Genomic DNA, 19,395 nt, shown 5'->3' with positions numbered 1-19,395 from the left:
AATTATTCCGTGGTGGTCAATAAATGAAGATTGTTTTAATAAATACACTTTATGCTCCCTACAAGATTGGTGGCGCGGAGGTATCCGTACAGATGCTGGCCGAAAGCCTGCAGAGCGCCGGACACCAGGTGCGTGTATTTTGTCTTCATGAAGGCGATGAAATTAAACATGATGTACTTAACGGCGTAGGTATCGTTTACTTCCCGCTGAAGAATCTGTACTGGCCGTTCCAGAAGCAGGCTGCTGGCAAGCTGCAAAAAGCGGCTTGGCACCTGCTGGATTCTTACAATCCGTTCATGACGCGCATGGTGCGCAATGAACTGCGTGCTTTTGCCCCTGATGTAGTTCATACCAACAACCTTAGTGGCTTTTCTGTTGCGATATGGCGTGCGGCGAAAAAGTTGGGAGCCCGTGTAGTTCATACTACCCGCGACTATTACCTGTTCCATCCTAATGGTACTTTGTTCCAGCACGGGCAAAATATGGATGTAAAAGGTCGGACTGTGGCCATCACTTCCTATTTTAAGAAAAAAGCGAGCCAAAATGTTGATGCTTTTGTCGGTATCAGCAAGTACATTTCGGCACTGCACCAGGAAAATGGCTTTGCCCGTAACGCGCAACATACCTACATTTACAACCCGGTAGCGGCTGTAGATTTTGCTCCGATCCCAAGCGAGAAGGTGAGAATAGGCTTTGTTGGTCGCTTGACCGAGGATAAGGGGTTTGATGAATTCTGCTCGTTGGCGAAGCAGGGCCTTCAGGATCCGGACGTGGAGTTTTATGCCGCAGGTCGCTTTAATAACGATGCCTCTGGCGAACAGATGAAGGCGTTGGCGGAAACGTCTGGAGTCAAGCTGCTCGGTTTTATCAAAATTGAGGAATTTATGGCACAGGTCGATGCGGTTGTACTGCCAACGCGTTGGAACGAGCCTTTTGGTCGTGCGGTTGCAGAATCTGCTATCTCTGGTAAAGTTGTCTATACCACTTTCAGCGGTGGGGTGACCGAAATCGCAGCTTACTACGATAATATTTTTGAACTGACGGATTTCTCTATCGCTGGTGTGATTGGTGCTGTTAAAGAAAATAAAAATTCGCTGCGACGTTCGTTTTTTGAAATTGAGAAAATAGCCAGCAGTTACGAAAGCGTGTACAGAGGATAATAATGAAAGTATCTATAAAGTCGCTGGTGATATTTTTATTGTTAAGTTATTTAACGTTGGTTTCGATCAGCGGAATTATCACCGTAACTGCTTATATTTCAACGCGGTTGCTGTTGTTGTATAAAGATTTTTTCGCAGTGGTTATACCTGTATTCATATTGATTCTGTTGATATCGCGGAATCCAAAGGTTACCCCTCAATTTCAGAGCGTCATTGTGCTTTTCTTCGCGATGATAGGTTTTTCTCTGATCTACATTTTACTCACCATGATTCATGGTCGCTTTAACTTCTTTCGCTCATTGGTACAATTCCGTCTCGAATTGCTAACCTTCGCATCATTTTTCTGTGGTGCCGTATTGATGCTGCTATCTCGTGAAGAGCGGCTTGATATACTGATGAAGTTAGTAAAGTTTTATATTATCTTTGCCGTTATAAATGCATTATTTGCCATTGCGGAATCAACTCTGGCCGGTGCACTGTATGCAGTGATAGGTTACGACCCAGGTCCGCAGCTTACGCAGTTTGGTAAAGAGTATGGCTTGGTGTTGCGTACTATCCAGGGGCAATTCCGCGCTTTTGGATTACAGACAGGGCCATTCAGCCTTAGCGAATACCTCTTCTTTGCGCTGGTGCTTTCTCCTTTCGTCAGTCTCAAAAATAGAAAGAAATTCATTTTACTTATTACGCTGGGCATTGTGTGCTCAACGTCGAAAACCGCCATTATTATGGCACTGCTTTATATTATGTTCCTGATGTCGAGACGCCTCTTCTCGCTGCGATTTAGCCTGAATATTGTTACGCTAGCGACATTTGTGTTGGGAATGTTTTTCTATGTCACAACTACGAACTATGATGTTTATCAGGCCCTGTTCCCTAAGGAAAATGCCATTGCGGAAAACAGTATTCTTTTCCGAACCATGGGGATTGCTAGTGTGAAGGCATCACCAGAATACTCTCCATATATTGGCGCAGGCTATGCCGTCAATGGTAACGCTGTCGTTGGTGATGACAATAGCAACAGTATTCCTTTGGATAGTATGTATATTTACATGCTGTCAAATTATGGCAATGTGGGGATTATTTTCCTGGTGATCGTTGGCACCATTATTCTCGGTGTCCTTTATCGGAAAGTGATAAGAGGAGGGTATGTCGGAGTTTATCTGTACTGGATGATATCGCTGATAATGAACTTTGTTTACAACAATCCATTAACAAACTATCCGGGTTATCTTTTCCCAATCATCCTGACTATCCTGATCTTGTCGTTGAAAACGACATCTGAGAAGGAATCTACCAGTAGTCACGTTTTAAATAAAATAAAACCGAGATACCGTTAGTCGAACTTCAAGGGGATAGCCTGACTATGATTTATGTTAACGCACGTTTTCTGACCCAGGATGTCACGGGCGTGCAGCGTTTTGCTCAGCAGATTTGCCTGGCGTTAAACGCCCTGCGCACTGACGTTGTTTTTCTTTCCCCAAAGAATATCAAACACCATGATGTTGCCGAATTACTGAATGTCAAGATTATCGGCTCATCCAGTGGACATCGGTGGGAACAAAAGGATTTACCGGCCTATCTTGCTACGCAGGGAAAACCGCTGTTGTTAAACCTCGGCAATACGGCACCTATTTTTTATCAGAACAAGATCGTCACTCACCACGATGTCACCTATAAACGTTATCCCCAGAGTTATTCTTGGAAGTTCCGTCTGCTTTATAACGTTTTTGTGCCGCTTATGTTGCGTAATAGCAAGATGTTGCTAACGGTGAGTGAGTTCTCCAAAAAAGAGTTACATGAAGCATACGGTTATCCGTTGGATGATATTCATGTTATCTATAATGCAGCAGGCAGTATTTTCTGCCCCAAAAAGAACGAAGCGTTGGCACGCGATCCCTATTTGCTGGCGGTTTCCTCACCCAATTACCATAAGAATTTCCATGGGTTGATTACTGCATTCAATCAGTGGGAAAACCGGGATAAGGTCAAGCTCAAGATCATTGGTGCCGCTAATGCCAACTTCAACAACGTTACACCGTCTTTAGCGGCAACAGAAAATGTCGAATTTACCGGTCGCGTCAGCGATGAACAGCTGATTGAATTATATTCTAATGCCCTGGCCTTTGTTTTTCCGTCATTCTATGAAGGTTTTGGTATTCCGCCGCTAGAGGCGCAGGCTTGTGGTTGCCCGGTGATTTCATCGAATAGCGCCTCACTACCCGAAGTACTTGGTGATAGCGCATTGTATTTCTCACCGGACAATACGAATGATATCGCGGCCTGTATTAGCCGAATAACGAGTGATGATGCTCTTCGCCAACAGCTTATCCAGAGCGGATTTAACAATATAAAAAGATTTTCCTGGACTCTATCAGCAAGCAAGATTAATGAACTGATTGACGCCCACCAGTGAAACGCTAATTTTTATTGTATTTCGACTGTTAAATTTATTCTATTTGTAGTTACAATAATGAACTGAAAATTTATGAAGTTTCAGATTTATTTATCATTTTGGGGGAAATAATGCCAAATGGAAATTTGAGCGTTGGCGTTGTTGCTGACTGGTTGGTAAGTTATGCCGGCGCTGAACGAGTGATAAAAGAGTTTATTGATTTATATCCTGATTCCGATCTCTATTCAGTTGTCGACTTTTTAAGTGATGAATCGCGTGCCCAATTTGGTGGCAAGCATGCCGAGACAACCTTTGTTCAAAACTTGCCTAAGGCCAAGACCGGTTATCAAAAATATCTACCGCTTATGCCACTGGCGATCGAGCAATTGGATGTGTCCAAACACGATCTGATTCTGTCGAGCAGCCACGCAGTAGCTAAAGGGGTTCTTACCGGTCCCGATCAATTGCATATCAGCTATGTACATTCGCCGATCCGTTACGCTTGGGATCTACAGCACCAGTATTTGCGGGAGGCCGGGCTCGATAAGGGTCTGAAGGGCAAACTGGCGAAATGGTTACTGCATAAAATAAGAATGTGGGATTATCGTACTGCAAATGGCGTTGACCATTTTATTGCTAATTCGCATTTTATTGCCCGCCGCATCAAAAAAGTTTATGGCAGAGACGCTGATGTCATTTATCCTCCAGTGGACGTTAATCGTTTTACTGTCGAGGAAAATAAAGAAGACTTCTATTTTACTGCGTCACGAATGGTCCCCTACAAACGAATTAACCTTATTGTAGAGGCTTTTTCTGCCATGCCAGACAAGAAGCTCGTTGTCATTGGCGATGGTTCTGAAATGGCAAAAATAAAAAGTAAGGCCGGTAAGAACGTAGAAATTCTGGGTTTCCAGCCTAATGACGTTCTGCAAGATTATATGAAGCGTGCCAAAGCATTCGTTTTTGCTGCAGAAGAAGATTTCGGTATTACTGTCGTTGAAGCGCAAGCCTGCGGAACACCGATCATTGCCTTTGGCAAGGGTGGATCATTGGAAACAGTCCGACCCTACGGTGTTGATAACCCAACGGGTATCTTCTTTGATGAACAAAATACTGCATCAATAATTCAGGCGGTGAATTATTTTGAGACGATTCAGGACAAGATTATTGCCGCCGATTGCCGTCTGCATGCGAACAAGTTCTCAGCGGAGCGTTTCCGTGACGAGTTGTCGAATTATGTTAATCAGAAATTGGCTGATTTTCAATCGGCCAAGTCGATCACTTATTAAACTGTAGGAATTCGAAAATGAGTAATCTTTATCCAGTAATTATGGCCGGGGGAACAGGGAGCCGTTTATGGCCAATGTCACGTGAGCTGTTTCCCAAGCAATTTTTAGCCTTATGTAACGAATTCTCGATGTTACAGACCACTGTTATGCGGTTAAAAGGGCTGGATATTATCGATCCTTTAGTGATCTGTAATGAAGAACACCGCTTCATCGTAGCGGAGCAACTGCGTCAGATCACTCGTCTTTCGCATAATATCATCCTGGAGCCGGTTGGCCGTAATACGGCACCCGCTATTGCATTGGCTGCGCTGCAAGCTACCGCCAATGGTGATGATCCGTTGTTGCTTGTTTTGGCCGCAGACCATGTTATTCAGGACGAAGCGACTTTCCGAGATGCAGTTAATCAGGCAATCCCCTACGCGGAAGCCGGTAAGCTGGCGACTTTCGGTATTGTCCCAACGGGGCCGGAAACCGGTTATGGCTATATTCAAAAAGGCGCCAGCGTGGATGGTTCCACTATCTGTGGCGTATCTCGCTTTGTTGAAAAACCTAATCTCGAAACAGCCCGGGAATACCTGAACAGCGGGGAGTATCTGTGGAATAGTGGCATGTTCCTGTTTAAAGCCAGCCGCTACTTGGAAGAGTTAGGTCGTTTCCGCCCGGATATTCTGGACGCTTGTCAAAAATCATTGGCGCACCTTTCACCAGATTTGGACTTTATTCGCGTAGATCGCGAATCCTTTGTGGCCTGTCCGGATGAGTCTGTTGACTACGCGGTCATGGAGCAGACTGCAGATGCAGTTGTTGTTCCACTGGATGCCGGCTGGAATGATGTCGGCTCATGGTCGGCGCTGTGGGAAATTAGCGAGAAGGATATCAAAGGCAATTCGACCTTTGGTGACGTGTTGGAGCACGACTGTTCGAATAACTACATCCGCGCTGAGCACAAACTGGTGGCAACTGTCGGCGTCGATAATCTGGTCGTGGTTGAAACTAAAGATGCCGTGCTGATCGCTAATAAAGATAAAGTGCAGGACGTCAAGGAAATCGTTAACCAGCTCAAAAAGCAACAGCGTTCCGAAAGCAAACAGCACCGTGAAGTTTATCGTCCGTGGGGCAAACACGATGCGATTGCGCAAGGCGATCGTTTCCAGGTGCGTCGTATAACCGTTAAGCCAGGCGAGAAGCTGTCTTTGCAGATGCATCATCACCGTTCAGAGCACTGGGTTGTGGTCTCGGGGACGGCAAAAGTCAATACCAACGGCAAGACGCAGCTGATCAGTGAAAATGAGTCCATTTATATTCCATTGGGCGTTGAGCATTCTCTGGAGAATCCAGGGAAAATACCTTTGGATTTGATTGAAATTCAGTCCGGTGCGTATTTAGGTGAAGATGACATCGTACGTATCGTCAATACAGAACAACACAATTAATTATTTTGCGCTGCGGGTATTCCCCAGCGCTCTCAGATTTTATTTCGGTTAAGGATTTTACTAATGTCTAAAACATTAACTTGCTTCAAAGCTTATGATATTCGTGGCCGCCTTGGCGAAGAACTGAACAACGATATTGCCTATCGCATCGGGCGCGCGTATGGCGAATTCTTGAAACCGAAAAGCGTTGTGGTTGGTGGTGATGTTCGACTGACCAGCGAAGAGCTTAAGTTGGCGTTGGCCGATGGTTTGCGTGATGCGGGAGTTGATGTACTGGATATCGGGTTGAGCGGCACTGAAGAAATTTATTTCGCCACTTTCCATTTGGGTATCGATGGCGGTATCGAAGTGACGGCGAGCCATAACCCGATGGATTATAACGGCATGAAACTGGTCCGTAGCCAGGCCAAGCCAATCAGTGGTGATACCGGTCTGCGGGATATACAGCGCTTGGCTGAGGCTAACGAATTTGCACCTGTGGTTGAGTCGCAGCGTGGCGGTTATAAGCAGATTTCTGTTGAAAAAGAGTATGTGGATCATCTGCTGGGCTACATCGATCCCGCTAAGCTGAAGCCGCTCAAGTTGGTGATCAACTCAGGAAATGGCGCTGCGGGTCATGTCATTGACGCGATTGAAGCGCGTTTCAAACAGCTTGATGTCCCTGTGGAGTTTATCAAAGTACATCACCAACCGGATGGCAACTTCCCTAATGGGATCCCTAACCCACTGCTGCCGGAGTGTCGTGAGGACACTGCTCAGGCAGTGCGCAAGCACCAGGCAGATATGGGGATCGCGTTTGATGGCGATTTCGACCGCTGTTTCTTGTTCGATGCAGATGGCGGTTTTATCGAAGGATACTATATTGTAGGGTTACTGGCTGCAGCGTTCCTGGAGAAGGAAGCGGGTGCGAAAATAATCCACGATCCCCGTCTAAGCTGGAACACCATCGACGTAGTCGTCCAGGCGGGTGGGGTGCCGGTGATGTCCAAAACTGGCCATGCATTCATTAAAGAGCGTATGCGTTTGGAAGATGCCGTGTATGGCGGTGAAATGAGTGCTCACCATTATTTCCGCGAATTCTCATACTGCGATAGCGGCATGATCCCATGGTTACTGGTAGCGGAACTGTTGAGTATTAAAAACCAGTCGTTGAGTCAGATGGTTGAACAACGTATGGCAACTTATCCGGCTTCTGGGGAGATCAACAGTCACCTCGACGATCCTAAAGCGGCTATTGAGCGCGTATTGGCGAGTTATCAGGCGCAGGCATCGGTCTTTGATACTACGGATGGTATCAGTCTTGAGTTCGATAACTGGCGCTTTAACCTGCGGAGTTCTAATACTGAACCCGTCGTCCGGTTGAATGTAGAGTCGCGTGGGGACGTCGCTCTTATGCAGGAAAAAACAGATGAAATTCTGACAATCTTGCGCAAGAAAGCATGAAGGGAAAGTATCTGACAAAAAGCTTCAGTGAAAACAATTCATATAACGTGGAAAAATCGATGAAGCAGACTAAAGGGCTGTTCAGGAATATGGCATCAAAGTTGATGCTGGCAGCGTCAGATATACTCTTCTTCAACCTTGCTGTTTATCTGGCGTATTTTATCATTCATAAAGTGATGGGGGGGCTGGATGAGTTTGTCCCACCTCAGGAATTCGGCGTTCGAGTATTGGCGCAGTTTATCCTTTCTCTGCTTTGTGTATTTTGGTTTTGGACTCGTTTGCGTCACTATACCTATCGCAAACCGTTCTGGTTTGAATTGAAGGAAGTGATCCGAACGCTGTTCATTTTTGCCATCCTGGATCTGGCTCTGGTTGCTTTCTCCAAGTGGCATTTTTCGCGTTATATCTGGATGTTTTCCTGGGGAATAATGATTGTACTGGTTCCCCTTGGGCGTGCTCTGACCAAAAAGCTATTGAATAAGTTAGGCTTATGGAAAAAGCAGACGATTATTATCGGTTCCGGCAAGAACGCATTCGAGGCTTATGCTGCCTTACAAAGCGAAGAGGTCATGGGATTCGATGTAGTTGCTTTCGTTTGTACTGAAACTCCCTGTGAGGATCACTATTTCGGTGTACCGGTTATCAATAGTGAACAGGCTTTATGGGATTGCGTCGATACTGAAAATACCCAGTTTATTGTTGCCCTAGAGTTTGAACAGCATGCATTGAGAGACTGGTGGCTGAAAAATCTGGCGAAACACGACTGCAGGTCTGTTTCAGTGATCCCGACGCTGCGCGGCGTGCCGTTATACGGAACCGACATGAGTTTTATCTTCAGTCATGAAGTTATGATCCTGCGGGTAAATAATAATCTGGCCAAGCGCTCATCACGCTTTATCAAACGAGCTTTCGATATTTTTGGTTCGTTGGCAATCATGATTATGTTGTCTCCGATATTGTGCATTCTGGCTATTTTGGTATCGCGAGACGGTGGGAAACCAATCTATGGTCATGAACGTGTCGGCCATAATGGCAAGAGATTTAAATGTCTTAAATTCCGCTCGATGGTGCTGAATTCTAAAGAGGTGCTGGAGGAACTCCTGGCTCGAGATCCTGAGGCGCGCGCCGAATGGGATAAAGACTTTAAGTTGAAATGCGATCCGCGTATCACTCGGGTGGGAGCGTTTATTCGCAAGACCAGCCTGGATGAGTTACCGCAGCTATGGAATGTGTTCCGTGGTGAGATGAGTCTGGTAGGGCCTCGACCAATCATTGAGGCAGAACTGGAACGTTATGCCGGCGATGTTGATTATTACCTGATGGCCAAGCCAGGCATGACCGGCCTGTGGCAGGTCAGCGGACGTAATGACATCGACTATGATACTCGCGTGTATTTCGATTCTTGGTACGTCAAAAACTGGGCGCTGTGGAATGACATTGTCATTTTGTTCAAGACCATCTCTGTGGTTCTGAAACGTGATGGTGCCTACTGAGTTCTGATACAAGCACAAGCACGGACAACCTTCGTGGGTTTTTACCTGCGAAGGTTGTTTTTTTTGTGTTGCTCGACGTACTGAGATATCGATTTAAGAAGCATTGATTTTTTAGTGCTACGATTTTTGAGTAAGATCTGATTTTTGCCAGTGGCGGAGAGGGAGTCTCGATTTCTCTGGGGTATGGGTAACCGTTTGATTTCCATCTGTAGTTGGAGGTAAATTTTGACTAGCGTATTTTGTAAGCAGAGTTTGATAGCTGGTAAAACGAAACTGCTGGCCTGTGCCATTTTGCCATTGATGCTGTTCAGCAACTATGCAGCTGCTTTTGAAGTTGGGATTCATTCACATTTTCGCTGGTATCCGAAAGATCCGGACAACTATCTAGAGTTGATAAAGCGTTATGGCTTTACTTCCTATCGTGCGGATTTTCCCTGGGGAGGGTTAGAGCAGCAAAAAGGGCAGTATGCCATTACCGGCAATATGCAGAAGGCCGATCAGGCGTTTAATGACGGGCCTAAATATGGTTTGAACGGGTTGTTGGTATTGGCTTATGGCAATAAGCTTTACGATCCATCAGGTTATCCGACAACCCCGGAAGCGATTAATGCCTTCGCCAACTATGCTTATTGGACGGCGTCAAAATACAAAGGCAAAATCAAATATTACGAAATCTGGAATGAATGGACAAATGCCACGGCGATTAAACCGAAACCCCGTAACCCGCCTCCGCCAGAAGTTTTTGTCGCACTCGTGAAAGCAACGGCTGCCGCAGTCAAAAAGGCGGATCCTAATGCGATTGTCATGACGGGATCTGCCAACCCGACAGGGACGCGTGATCCTTCCTGGGTTGATAAGATCGTCAAATTGGGCGTGCTTAATTACGTCGATGGTCTATCCATTCATCCATACTCATATGGCAATGACAATTATGCCGTGCGGGCGCCTGAGGGCAATCTCGGTGTAATAGACCAATTTGAGGCCAGGCTTTCCAAGGCCGCAGGCCGTGATGTACCTATCTATATTACCGAGGTAGGAGTGCCGACCTATGAGGGTAAGGGAGGATTGTCGAAAGACCTGGCTGCGCAGTATATCGTGAAGTATACCTTCCTGGCGAAATCGCGGCCGTATATCAAAGGCGTGTGGTGGTATGATCTACTCGACGATGGTGATAATCCGAAGATTAATGAGCATCGCTTTGGCTTGTTGACCCGTGACGGTCAGCCGAAGCCGTCGATGCTGGCTTTCAGTAAAGTGGCTGATATTGCCCGTTCGTATACGGTAGAGAAATATCAGGCTTTGCCAGGAGGGAAAATCTCTATTGCACTGAAAGGCAATAATCAACATGCAATGTTGTTCTGGCAGGAAAAACCGGTAACACAGCCATCCAGCGGAATTGCTTCGAGCCTGCGCAGTTTGATGTCCAGCGATACGGCTCAGCAGCAGCAAAAGGCCACGCCATTGAAAGAGTTGCAAGGTAATACTGCAACGCCTGATGGTGATGTCCCGGTAATGATGCGCTCCAATTCGCCGATTAGCTCGCCCTGGTAATCACAGTGGCGGTAGATAACTGTTTGGATAAGGTTCGTTGAATCTCGTCTCTTGTGAAAATCCGGAAACGTTAGCGTTTTCGGATTTTTTTTGCCTTTTCGTCACCGCTACTACGAGTCATTGCTAGCCAGCAATCTCCTCTTTTGACATTTTCTTGCTCGTTCTGAGCCTTTCGCTTCCCCCAGATAATAAAAATGCCGGTCAGGATTAACTGGCCGGCATTCAAATTACTTACTCATATCCTTCAACAACTGGCGGTTCTCACGAAAAGAGCCAGCCTGCGAAATATACCCTTAAGCGTAATGCAGAGTATCAATCAGTTGCTGATGGTTTTGCCCAGTCAGGTAAACAACGCTGTCGCCGAGATCCAAAGCATGGTTATCGTTGTTATCGACAATCACGTAGGAGCTGGCATTGTCGCCTGCACCGCCGAACACCACAGATGCCACGCCGACTTTAGCGGTCAGTGAGTTACTGTTGTCCAGACCGAGGATACCGCCCAACAGCCCGATAACGCCGTTGGTGAGACCGCCCACCAAAGTACCCAGCAGAGCATCCAGAGTATCAGAAGCACGAGTGCCGTAATCCGCCACCGCCGTGCCGCTGGTATCGCCAGAAATGGTCAAGGCAGAAGCAACGTCGACAATCTTGTCTTTGGTGCTGTCAAAATCGGAGATGGTGATACCGGCCTGAGTATTACTGGCCTTCGCTTCGAAGGTATTTACACCACTCCCACCGGTCAACGTGGTATTGCCGATCGCCGCCAGGTTGTCGGCAGCAGTGGAGCCTTCCACTGTCAGTTGGTAACCATTCAGACCCAGAGCCGTCAGAACCGGTGCCAGCAGCGCGGTAGTGGCAGCACTCAGCGGCAGAATGTTCAGCAACTGAATGATGATGCCGTCGCCGGTACCACCGTGGCTTGAATCAAGATTCAGGCCGCCAGTGTTGGCCGATGCATCGATATCACGCACGTTGCTGTAACCGCTACCCAGAGTCAGGTCAAGCAAGTGATCGCCGGTAACGGTGATGTTTTGTACCTGCGCATTGGTCCCGGTCAGCGCCAGAATGTTGTCGAAATCACCGGTGCCGCCAGAGGCGATGTTCACGTCGGTCAATGCCGTTGGCACCAACAGGCTACTGCTGCTGTTCAACGCCAGAGAGCCTGCATTCACATCCGCAGAGCTTGTAGCGGTAAAATTGACATCAAAGTGATTGGTCGCATTCTGCAGGAAAGTAATTTCCACGCTGCTTGCCGCAGTCGCATTCCCGGTCACTTCCAGTTGCGCCGAGCTACCGCCGGCGGCGTTAATCACTTTCACCGCTTCAGCCAGGCCAGAGAGCACAAAGCCTTGTGAACCGATGTTAGAGGTTGCAGCCTGAACGACGTTATTGGTCAGCCCTGTGGTGCTGGATTCCGAAACGGCATTGCCGGTTAGCACACCAAAGTCAAAGGTATGGTTTGCTGCAGTTGAACCGCTGCTTACCGTTGCTTTACCAATGTAGCCGGCCAAATCCAGCTTCTCAAAGTTGCTGAACTGCGCAGAGTTACTGGTAATTGTCGCGGTACGAACAACGGTGTTGCCTGACATCACGACATTCTTGGTAATGAAGTTCGCGGAGATGGTGTCAATACCAGCACCACCGTTGCCGGAAACGCCTGCACCTACGGTATTGGCACCGCCAACCGCAGCATTACCCAACCATTTCAGCGAGTCATTCCCTGCGCCCAGATTAAAGTCACCGGTAGCGGTAGCGACAGCCGCCGTAGCGGTAACCAGCACATCATCCGCGCCGGAGCTGGCGTTAAGGATAACGTTGCCGTTATTTACGGTGATATCAACACCCGGGTTAACCCCGTTGTCTGACAGGTTGACCGTTGCTGCGCTGGTACCGTTAATGGTCAGATTCGCCAGATGATCGGCGAACTTCAGGTTAACGACGCTGGCGGCATTGGCAGCAAGCAGGACATCGGTCAATACCGCAGTTTCTGCATTACTGATCTGGTGTGACGCCCCGGTATTCACAGTGCCGGTGGCATTGCCACCGGCCGCGGTTGTGCTCAGGGAGGCCGCAGTTTTGTACAACAAGCTGGTACCGATATCAAATTCAAAATCGTGCTGCTGAGTCACGGTTGCTGCATCTGTCGCCACGGAGCCACGCAGGTCGTTAATGATGGCCTGAGTAATTGCCGTTTTGTCGCCCAATGCGCCGTAACTGGCTAATTGCGCTGCAGTGGCAGCAACGCCATGCACCAAGGTAAATACGTGTTGAACGAAGTCGTCACCGGTTAACTGGCCACCTTTTCTCTGCGATTCTGCAGAGTTGATCAGCGTGGTGATAACCTGTGCGTAGGTCTTACCGGCGAAAAGTTGCTTGCTCCAGGTATCCAGACCTGCGGAGTCAACGCCACGACCCGGGACGCCCAGATAGATTGCTGCGACTTGCTCCTGGAGGTTCAGTGCCGGCAGTTCGCCTGGTTGCCAAACGTGAGTAGCCGCCTGGAAATGTTGTTGAGCCGTGGTATCACCGGCAGCAACGGTACCTTTCAATGCACTAATCACCTGTGCAACCACGTCACCGCGTGTTGAACCGCCGCTTAACAGTGCAAGATAGCTGCTGCTTTCGGCGGCAGTCGGCGCGCGTTCATAACTGTTTTGGAAAATAGCGTTGATGAAAGCGCTGTCACTCAGCGTTTTCAATGGGCTGGCGTTGACAAAAGTCTGCGCGATGGCTGCGAGAGTTTTCCCGCCCTGGGCCAGAACCGTCCCCCAATAGGTGATGCCGTCCTGCGTTTGCGTCAGACCGACAACGTGGAAGACGCCCTGCACATCAGCCGCGCCGGCAGAAGAGGCCGCCGATGCGACCGGGAACAGGGATTTTTCAACTTTGGTTTCAAAGGTGCTTTGTTGCGATAACAGTGTCGAATCAAAGCCATTGTAGTTCAGCACATCAAAAATAACTTTTGCAACTACGGATGCCGTTGTTGGGTTACCGGCTAACAGATCGGCCAAGACTTGACTGGTGGGAGCACTGCCATGCACCGATGTGTAGATGGTAGTGACAATTTCAGATGCCGTGCGGCCGTTCAGGCTGGCTGTACCTGCAATGAACTTTTGGGCAACTTGTTCAAGTGAAAGGGCAGAAGTCTCGATTTTCTGTGAATAGTAATCTAAACCCGCAGTATCAATGTTCTTTCCGGAAATGGCTAGAAATAAAGCCGCTGCTTTTTGCTGTGATACTAATGTGGCCATACGTTACCCCTTTGGATGTACCCATATCAATAGTCATAAGTATGTCGTGACCTTGCTCCACTATCGTTAACAGGAAGAGATTCGGTCGAATTTTTAGTGTTAACGCATGCAAAAACAGCGACATATAAAGATGGCGCATGAATAGCAATTTTTGTTTTCGCAATTTAAGGAAAGGAGCTAACGGGTATTTTGTCAAGGCGGTAGGATTTTTTTTATTTATTTGCCATGTAACTATTCCTAAATGTTCGTGAAAGTAATGGCTTGCGCTCTTTACATATTGATTATATATGGTTTTTTTATTAATGATAAAAGCTCATAATTAAGCGTTGAGTATGGTTATTATTAGATGTCTAATTATTTTTTTGTCGGGAGTTTATATTGAAAACAGAGGTTGCAGGCGGTAAAAGCCTGATAATAACTAATGGTTTATTTTTATGTAACGGAGAGGAGTATAATTATTTGTTTTAAAACATAAAAAAATGATAGGTATGCCGCATTTTTTTTTGCTTTGGACCTTGCTGATATTGGGTTTATGTATCTATAGTTAAAAAAAAGTATCTGCAGTCTCGAGCAGGTTTGGGGTGAGCCTTCTTTGGGATTTTTTTATTTTTCCTTTTTAGGAATTTCCTTAGAAGAAATCAATGCGGATTGGACTGACAGTGCACATGATGTAAGGGCAGAAAGTGAACCAATTTATACCGCGTAATGAAATTGCGGATGTTATACGGACACGCAGTAAAATTTTCTGGACCGTTGGCATATTTACCGCATTTATTAATTTGTTAATGCTCGTTCCCTCTATCTATATGTTGCAAGTCTACGATAGGGTACTTCCTTCACGTAATGAAATAACCTTGCTGATGTTAACGCTGATTATGCTGGGCATGTTTGGCATGATGGCGTTATTAGAATATGTCCGCAGCATGGTGGTTATCCGTATCGGCAGCCAGTTGGATATGCGCTTGAATACCCGTATTTATACTGCGGCGTATGAGGCAAATCTTAAAAATGGCTCTTCCGATGCAGGACAGATGCTGGGGGATTTAACTACCGTTCGCCAATTCCTTACCGGCAGCGCTTTATTCGCTTTCTTCGATGCGCCCTGGTTCCCGATCTATCTGCTGGTGATTTTCCTGTTCAACCCTTGGCTTGGCTTGTTTGCGCTGGTGGGATCGCTGTTGCTGATCGCCCTGGCGGTTATCAACGAAATGGTTTCCAAGAAACCTTTGGGCGAGGCGAGCAAGCTGTCGATCATGTCCAGCAGCCTGGCGAGCACCAACTTGCGTAATGCCGAAGTGATCGAGGCATTGGGCATGTTGCCTAATCTTAAACAGCGTTGGTTTGCATTGCACCAGCGCTTCCTCAACAGCCAACGTGTGGCCAGCGAACGCGCCACCACCGTTACCTCAATCACCAAATTTGTTCGTCTCTCACTGCAATCATTGGTACTGGGACTGGGCGGATGGTTGGCGATTGATGGCCACATTACTCCCGGCATGATGATTGCCGGTTCTATTCTGATGGGGCGCACGTTGGCACCGATTGAACAGGTGATCAACGTCTGGAAAAGCTGGAGCTCAGCCAAGCTCTCCTATCAACGCCTGGTAAAATTGCTTGATAAGCACCCGCCGCGCGGCTTGGGCATGTCGTTGCCTCGGCCTGTAGGCGTCATCTCGGTCGAAGGCGTAACCGCCACGCCACCGGGTTCCAAAGCCGATGCGGTATTGCATAACGTCAGTTTTGCCATTCAACCGGGCGACGTGCTGGGCATTATTGGGCCAAGTGCTTCCGGTAAGTCCACATTGGCGCGCTTGTTGGTCGGTATTTGGCCAGTAAGCGAAGGCATTGTACGGCTCGATAACGCCGACATTTATCAATGGAACAAAGACGAGTTGGGGCCGTATATCGGCTACCTGCCGCAGGACATTGAACTGTTCGCCGGCACCATCGCCGAGAATATCGCGCGTTTTAACGCTATTGATTCAGAGAAAGTGATTGAGGCCGCCAAACTGGCTGGTGTGCATGAACTGATTCTGCGTTTCCCTAATGGTTATGATTCGGTCATCGGCAACGGTGGCGCGGGGCTGTCTGGCGGGCAGAAGCAGCGTATTGGGCTGGCGCGTGCGCTGTATGGCGATCCTTCCCTGATCGTGTTGGATGAACCTAACTCTAACCTGGATGATGCCGGTGAAAAGGCGCTGAATCAGGCGATTCTTTTCCTTAAGCAACGGAATAAAACGGTGATTCTGATTACCCATAGAACCAATCTGCTGTCGATGACCAGCAAGTTGTTGTTGTTGGTGAACGGCACCGTCAATGCGTTTGGCCCAACTCAACAGGTGTTGCAGGCGCTGGCGAATGCTCAGAAAGCGCAGGCTCCGCAGCCAGCGGTTCGCGCAGTCAATTCCGAGCCGGACGAAGGCAATATCCCAAAAACTCAAATTAATTAAGCCGTGAACTTGCCGGGCGGCGCTGAAATGCGTCGCCTGCAGTCAAAGGAGTTGGTATGTCTACGCACATTGGCGAGCCGCAAGACTCGTATTCAGAGCAGATCCCTCAGGACGAGCGGCGTTTCACCCGCATGGGATGGTTAGTGGTTGGATTTGGCCTGTTTGGCTTTTTCGCCTGGGCGGCATTTGCGCCTCTGGACAAAGGGGTTGCGGCACCTGGGTCCGTTACCGTCTCCGGCAACCGTAAAACGGTGCAGGCGCCGGCCAGCGGCATTATCACAAATATCGCAGTTAAAGAAGGTGACAAGGTGAAAGCCGGCGAAGTGCTGGTGCAATTGAGCCAGGTGCAGGCGCAGGCTCAGGTCGCTTCGTTGCGGGATCAGTATTACACCACGCTGGCTTCTGAAGGGCGGCTACTCGCCGAGCGAGATGGATTAAGCAAAGTCACTTTTTCCCCCGTTTTTGAGCAAATCAAAGATCAGCCACGCGTGGCCGAAATTATTGCATTGCAAACACAGTTGTTTTCTTCCCGACGCCTGGGGCTGCAAAGCGAAATTGACGGCTATAAGCAGTCAATGGACGGCATGCGTTTCCAGTTAAAAGGCCTGCAGGATTCACGGGTTAACAAACAGATCCAGCTTTCGAGTCTGCGCGAGCAGATGAACAGCATGAAACAGCTGGCCGCGGACGGCTACTTGCCGCGCAACCGCTATCTGGAAGTTCAGCGCCAGTTTGCCGAGGTGAACAGCAGTATCGATGAAACCGTGGGGCGGATTGGCCAAGTGCAAAAACAATTGCAGGAGTCTCAGCAGCGGATCGATCAACGCTTTGCCGATTATCAGCGTGAAGTCAGAACCCAGTTGGCGCAGACCCAAATGGATGCCAGTGAATTCAGAAATAAGCTTGAAATGGCGAATTTTGATCTCGGCAATACGGCGATCACGTCGTCGGTAGATGGCACCGTGGTCGGATTAAGTATCTTTACTCAGGGGGGCGTCGTGGGAGCGGGTGACCACCTGATGGACGTTGTACCCAGCCAGGCTACGATGGTGGTGGATTCTCGCCTGAAGGTAGAGTTGGTCGATAAAGTGTACAACGGGTTGCCGGTGGATTTGATGTTTACCGCCTTCAACCAAAACAAGACCCCGAAAATACCGGGAACGGTGACGCTGGTTTCCGCCGATCGGCTGGTGGATAAGGCCAACGGCGAACCCTACTACCAGATGCAGGTCACGGTAACGCCTGAAGGCATGAAGATGCTGAGTGGGGAAGACATCAAACCAGGTATGCCTGTTGAGGTGTTTGTGAAGACGGGGTCGCGCTCACTGTTGAGTTATCTGTTTAAACCTATTTTGGATCGCGCTCATACTTCTTTAACCGAGGAATAATTTTGATTCAATTTAAACGACAGGTTGCTGGCCTTGCTATCAGTACCCTCTTGTTTGCGATATCTGCGCCGGTTCATTCGATAGGGATTCTAGACGCATATTCGCTGGCACTCGAAAAAGATCCGACCTTCCGGGCGGCCATAAAAGAGAAAGAGGCAGGAGACGAAAACGAAAATATCGGCAGGGCGGGGCTGCTGCCGAAGGTATCGGGCAATTACCAGAACTCGCCGAGAAACTGGCAGACGCAAAAATATCCAGCGCGTGACATTTTTGACAATGTTAGCGAAGTCACCCAGCGCAGGCAGTATCGCAGCTATTCCAGCTCGATTACGCTGACACAGCCGTTGTTCGATTATGAAGCTTATGCGCGTTATAAAGCCGGTGTTGCTCAGACACTGATGTCTGACGAACGTTATCGCAGCAAGTTTCTGGATTTGGCGGTGCGGGTGATTTCCGCCTACGTGGAGGTAGCTTACTCGAAAGACCAGATCGCACTGGCCTCCGCGCAAAAGGCGGCTTATAAAGAGCAGTTGGCGCTGAACGATCGTTTAATGGGGGCCGGTGAAGGCACCATTACCGACGTTTCGGAGACCCAGGCTCGTTACAGCCTGGCCGAGGCACAGGAGATTGAAGCGCGTGATGCGTTGGATGCCGCTCAGCGCGAGCTGGAGGTGATTATTGGTGTCCCGCTCAACCAACTGGACGAGCTGCAGACGTTGCGCCCAGGAAAATTCCAGGTGGCGCCGCTCATCCCTTCCAGGTTTGAAGAATGGCAAAAGATCGCTCTGGAAAATAACCCGATGTTGGCGGCATCGCGGCACGGCGTTGATGCGGCGAAATATGACGTGGAAAGAAATCGCGCAGGTTTTATGCCCCAGGTGCAGCTTTACGCCTCACACTCGGAAAATGATTCCAGCAGTGATAACACGGTAAATCAAAAATATCGCACCGACAGCATTGGCGTGCAGGTCAGCGTACCCATTTATGCAGGAGGCGGCGTTTCGGCGTCGACCCGCCAGGCTGCCGCACGCTATGGGCAGGCGATGTATGAAATGGATGCCCAGACGGGCACCACGCTGAATGATTTACGCAAACAGTTCAACCTGTGCATCAGCAGCCGTGCCAAGCTGGCTGCCTACGAGTTGGCGGTTAAGTCGGCGACCACTCAGGTTACGGCTACCCGCCAAAGCGTGCTGGCAGGGCAACGCGTCAACGTAGATGTGCTGAATGCAGAGCAGCAGTTATACAGCGCGCAAAAAGATCTGGCATCGGCAAAATATACCTATATCAAGGCTTGGATCACCCTGCTAAGTGATTCAGGTACCCTGGATGAGCATGATGTGAAACGTGTGGCTCAGTATTTTGCCATGGCGCGTTAACAGATCATGAGTTAGCGGGGAAATTTGCCGAATGCTTACTCTGAAAGAGCAGTGTTAACTGCTCTTTTTTTATTTTATATTCAGGTGGATAGTCGTGTTTTACTTGATGTCCGTTCACCTGTCGGTACCGAGGATTCCATTCAGTCGGGTAGATTTTCCCGCAACG

12 protein-coding genes are annotated in these 19,395 nt (G+C 48.4%); 11 read left to right on the top strand and 1 reads right to left on the bottom strand.

Features of this window, described 5'->3' with window-relative positions:
- Positions 1 to 23 precede the first annotated feature (23 nt).
- The 8 genes from V2S86_RS11700 to V2S86_RS11665 all read left to right on the top strand — a co-directional run bounded on the left by V2S86_RS11700 (position 24) and on the right by V2S86_RS11665 (position 10,761).
- Entirely contained in the window at positions 24 to 1,160 is a 1,137-nt protein-coding gene (locus V2S86_RS11700) for a glycosyltransferase family 4 protein (RefSeq protein WP_330762538.1), read from the top strand.
- 2 nt (positions 1,161 to 1,162) lie between these two features.
- Positions 1,163 to 2,497 carry a hypothetical protein gene (locus tag V2S86_RS11695; protein ID WP_330762537.1) on the top strand — a complete coding sequence of 445 codons (1,335 nt, stop codon included), beginning with the start codon at positions 1,163 to 1,165 and terminating at the stop codon, positions 2,495 to 2,497.
- Positions 2,498 to 2,523: 26 nt separating this feature from the next.
- Positions 2,524 to 3,573: a glycosyltransferase family 4 protein gene (locus V2S86_RS11690; protein ID WP_330762536.1), complete on the top strand. Its 1,050-nt coding sequence runs from the start codon at positions 2,524 to 2,526 to the stop codon at positions 3,571 to 3,573.
- 110 nt (positions 3,574 to 3,683) lie between these two features.
- Positions 3,684 to 4,841 (top strand): glycosyltransferase family 4 protein, encoded by a 1,158-nt coding sequence (locus V2S86_RS11685; RefSeq protein WP_330762535.1) that lies wholly within the window; start codon positions 3,684 to 3,686, stop codon positions 4,839 to 4,841.
- 17 nt (positions 4,842 to 4,858) lie between these two features.
- Positions 4,859 to 6,274: a mannose-1-phosphate guanylyltransferase/mannose-6-phosphate isomerase gene (locus V2S86_RS11680; protein WP_330762534.1), complete on the top strand. Its 1,416-nt coding sequence runs from the start codon at positions 4,859 to 4,861 to the stop codon at positions 6,272 to 6,274.
- 63 nt (positions 6,275 to 6,337) lie between these two features.
- Entirely contained in the window at positions 6,338 to 7,717 is a 1,380-nt protein-coding gene (cpsG, locus tag V2S86_RS11675) for a phosphomannomutase CpsG (protein ID WP_330762533.1), read from the top strand.
- 59 nt (positions 7,718 to 7,776) lie between these two features.
- On the top strand, positions 7,777 to 9,210 hold the full coding sequence (gene wbaP / locus V2S86_RS11670) for an undecaprenyl-phosphate galactose phosphotransferase WbaP (RefSeq protein WP_330762532.1): 1,434 nt from the start codon (positions 7,777 to 7,779) through the stop codon (positions 9,208 to 9,210).
- Between the two features lie 225 nt (positions 9,211 to 9,435).
- Entirely contained in the window at positions 9,436 to 10,761 is a 1,326-nt protein-coding gene (locus V2S86_RS11665; protein ID WP_330762531.1) for a cellulase family glycosylhydrolase, read from the top strand.
- Positions 10,762 to 11,054: 293 nt separating this feature from the next.
- On the opposite strand, the gene V2S86_RS11660 is transcribed toward V2S86_RS11665, so the two are convergent.
- The gene (locus V2S86_RS11660; protein ID WP_330762530.1) at positions 11,055 to 14,012 is read right to left on the bottom strand and encodes a beta strand repeat-containing protein; all 2,958 of its coding nucleotides are present in this window, start codon (positions 14,010 to 14,012) and stop codon (positions 11,055 to 11,057) included.
- Between the two features lie 683 nt (positions 14,013 to 14,695).
- Between V2S86_RS11660 and V2S86_RS11655 the strand changes: the two genes are divergently transcribed.
- From V2S86_RS11655 to V2S86_RS11645, 3 genes are read left to right on the top strand one after another with little or no spacing between them, the layout of a single operon-like run.
- Positions 14,696 to 16,462, top strand: coding sequence for a type I secretion system permease/ATPase (locus tag V2S86_RS11655; RefSeq protein ID WP_330762529.1), 1,767 nt, complete (start codon positions 14,696 to 14,698; stop codon positions 16,460 to 16,462).
- Between the two features lie 56 nt (positions 16,463 to 16,518).
- The gene (locus V2S86_RS11650; protein WP_330762528.1) at positions 16,519 to 17,850 is read left to right on the top strand and encodes an HlyD family type I secretion periplasmic adaptor subunit; all 1,332 of its coding nucleotides are present in this window, start codon (positions 16,519 to 16,521) and stop codon (positions 17,848 to 17,850) included.
- A gap of 2 nt (positions 17,851 to 17,852) precedes the next feature.
- On the top strand, positions 17,853 to 19,229 hold the full coding sequence (locus V2S86_RS11645; protein WP_330762527.1) for a TolC family outer membrane protein: 1,377 nt from the start codon (positions 17,853 to 17,855) through the stop codon (positions 19,227 to 19,229).
- Positions 19,230 to 19,395: the final 166 nt, after the last annotated feature.

Source organism: Serratia sp. C2(1) (assembly GCF_036352655.1).
Classification (GTDB): Bacteria; Pseudomonadota; Gammaproteobacteria; order Enterobacterales; family Enterobacteriaceae; genus Serratia; species Serratia inhibens.
The sequence above is the reverse complement of the archived record's forward strand: the minus strand, read 5'-3'. Positions and strand labels throughout refer to the sequence as shown.

Bases quoted from the DNA above. Each gene is read 5' to 3' on its own strand.
- V2S86_RS11700 (WP_330762538.1), top strand. From the start codon at position 24: ATGAAGATTGTTTTAATAAATACACTTTATGCTCCCTACAAGATTGGT.
- V2S86_RS11695 (WP_330762537.1), top strand. From the start codon at position 1,163: ATGAAAGTATCTATAAAGTCGCTGGTGATATTTTTATTGTTAAGTTAT.
- V2S86_RS11690 (WP_330762536.1), top strand. From the start codon at position 2,524: ATGATTTATGTTAACGCACGTTTTCTGACCCAGGATGTCACGGGCGTG.
- V2S86_RS11685 (WP_330762535.1), top strand. From the start codon at position 3,684: ATGCCAAATGGAAATTTGAGCGTTGGCGTTGTTGCTGACTGGTTGGTA.
- V2S86_RS11680 (WP_330762534.1), top strand. From the start codon at position 4,859: ATGAGTAATCTTTATCCAGTAATTATGGCCGGGGGAACAGGGAGCCGT.
- cpsG (WP_330762533.1), top strand. From the start codon at position 6,338: ATGTCTAAAACATTAACTTGCTTCAAAGCTTATGATATTCGTGGCCGC.
- wbaP (WP_330762532.1), top strand. From the start codon at position 7,777: ATGAAGCAGACTAAAGGGCTGTTCAGGAATATGGCATCAAAGTTGATG.
- V2S86_RS11660 (WP_330762530.1), bottom strand. From the start codon at position 14,012: ATGGCCACATTAGTATCACAGCAAAAAGCAGCGGCTTTATTTCTAGCC.
- V2S86_RS11650 (WP_330762528.1), top strand. From the start codon at position 16,519: ATGTCTACGCACATTGGCGAGCCGCAAGACTCGTATTCAGAGCAGATC.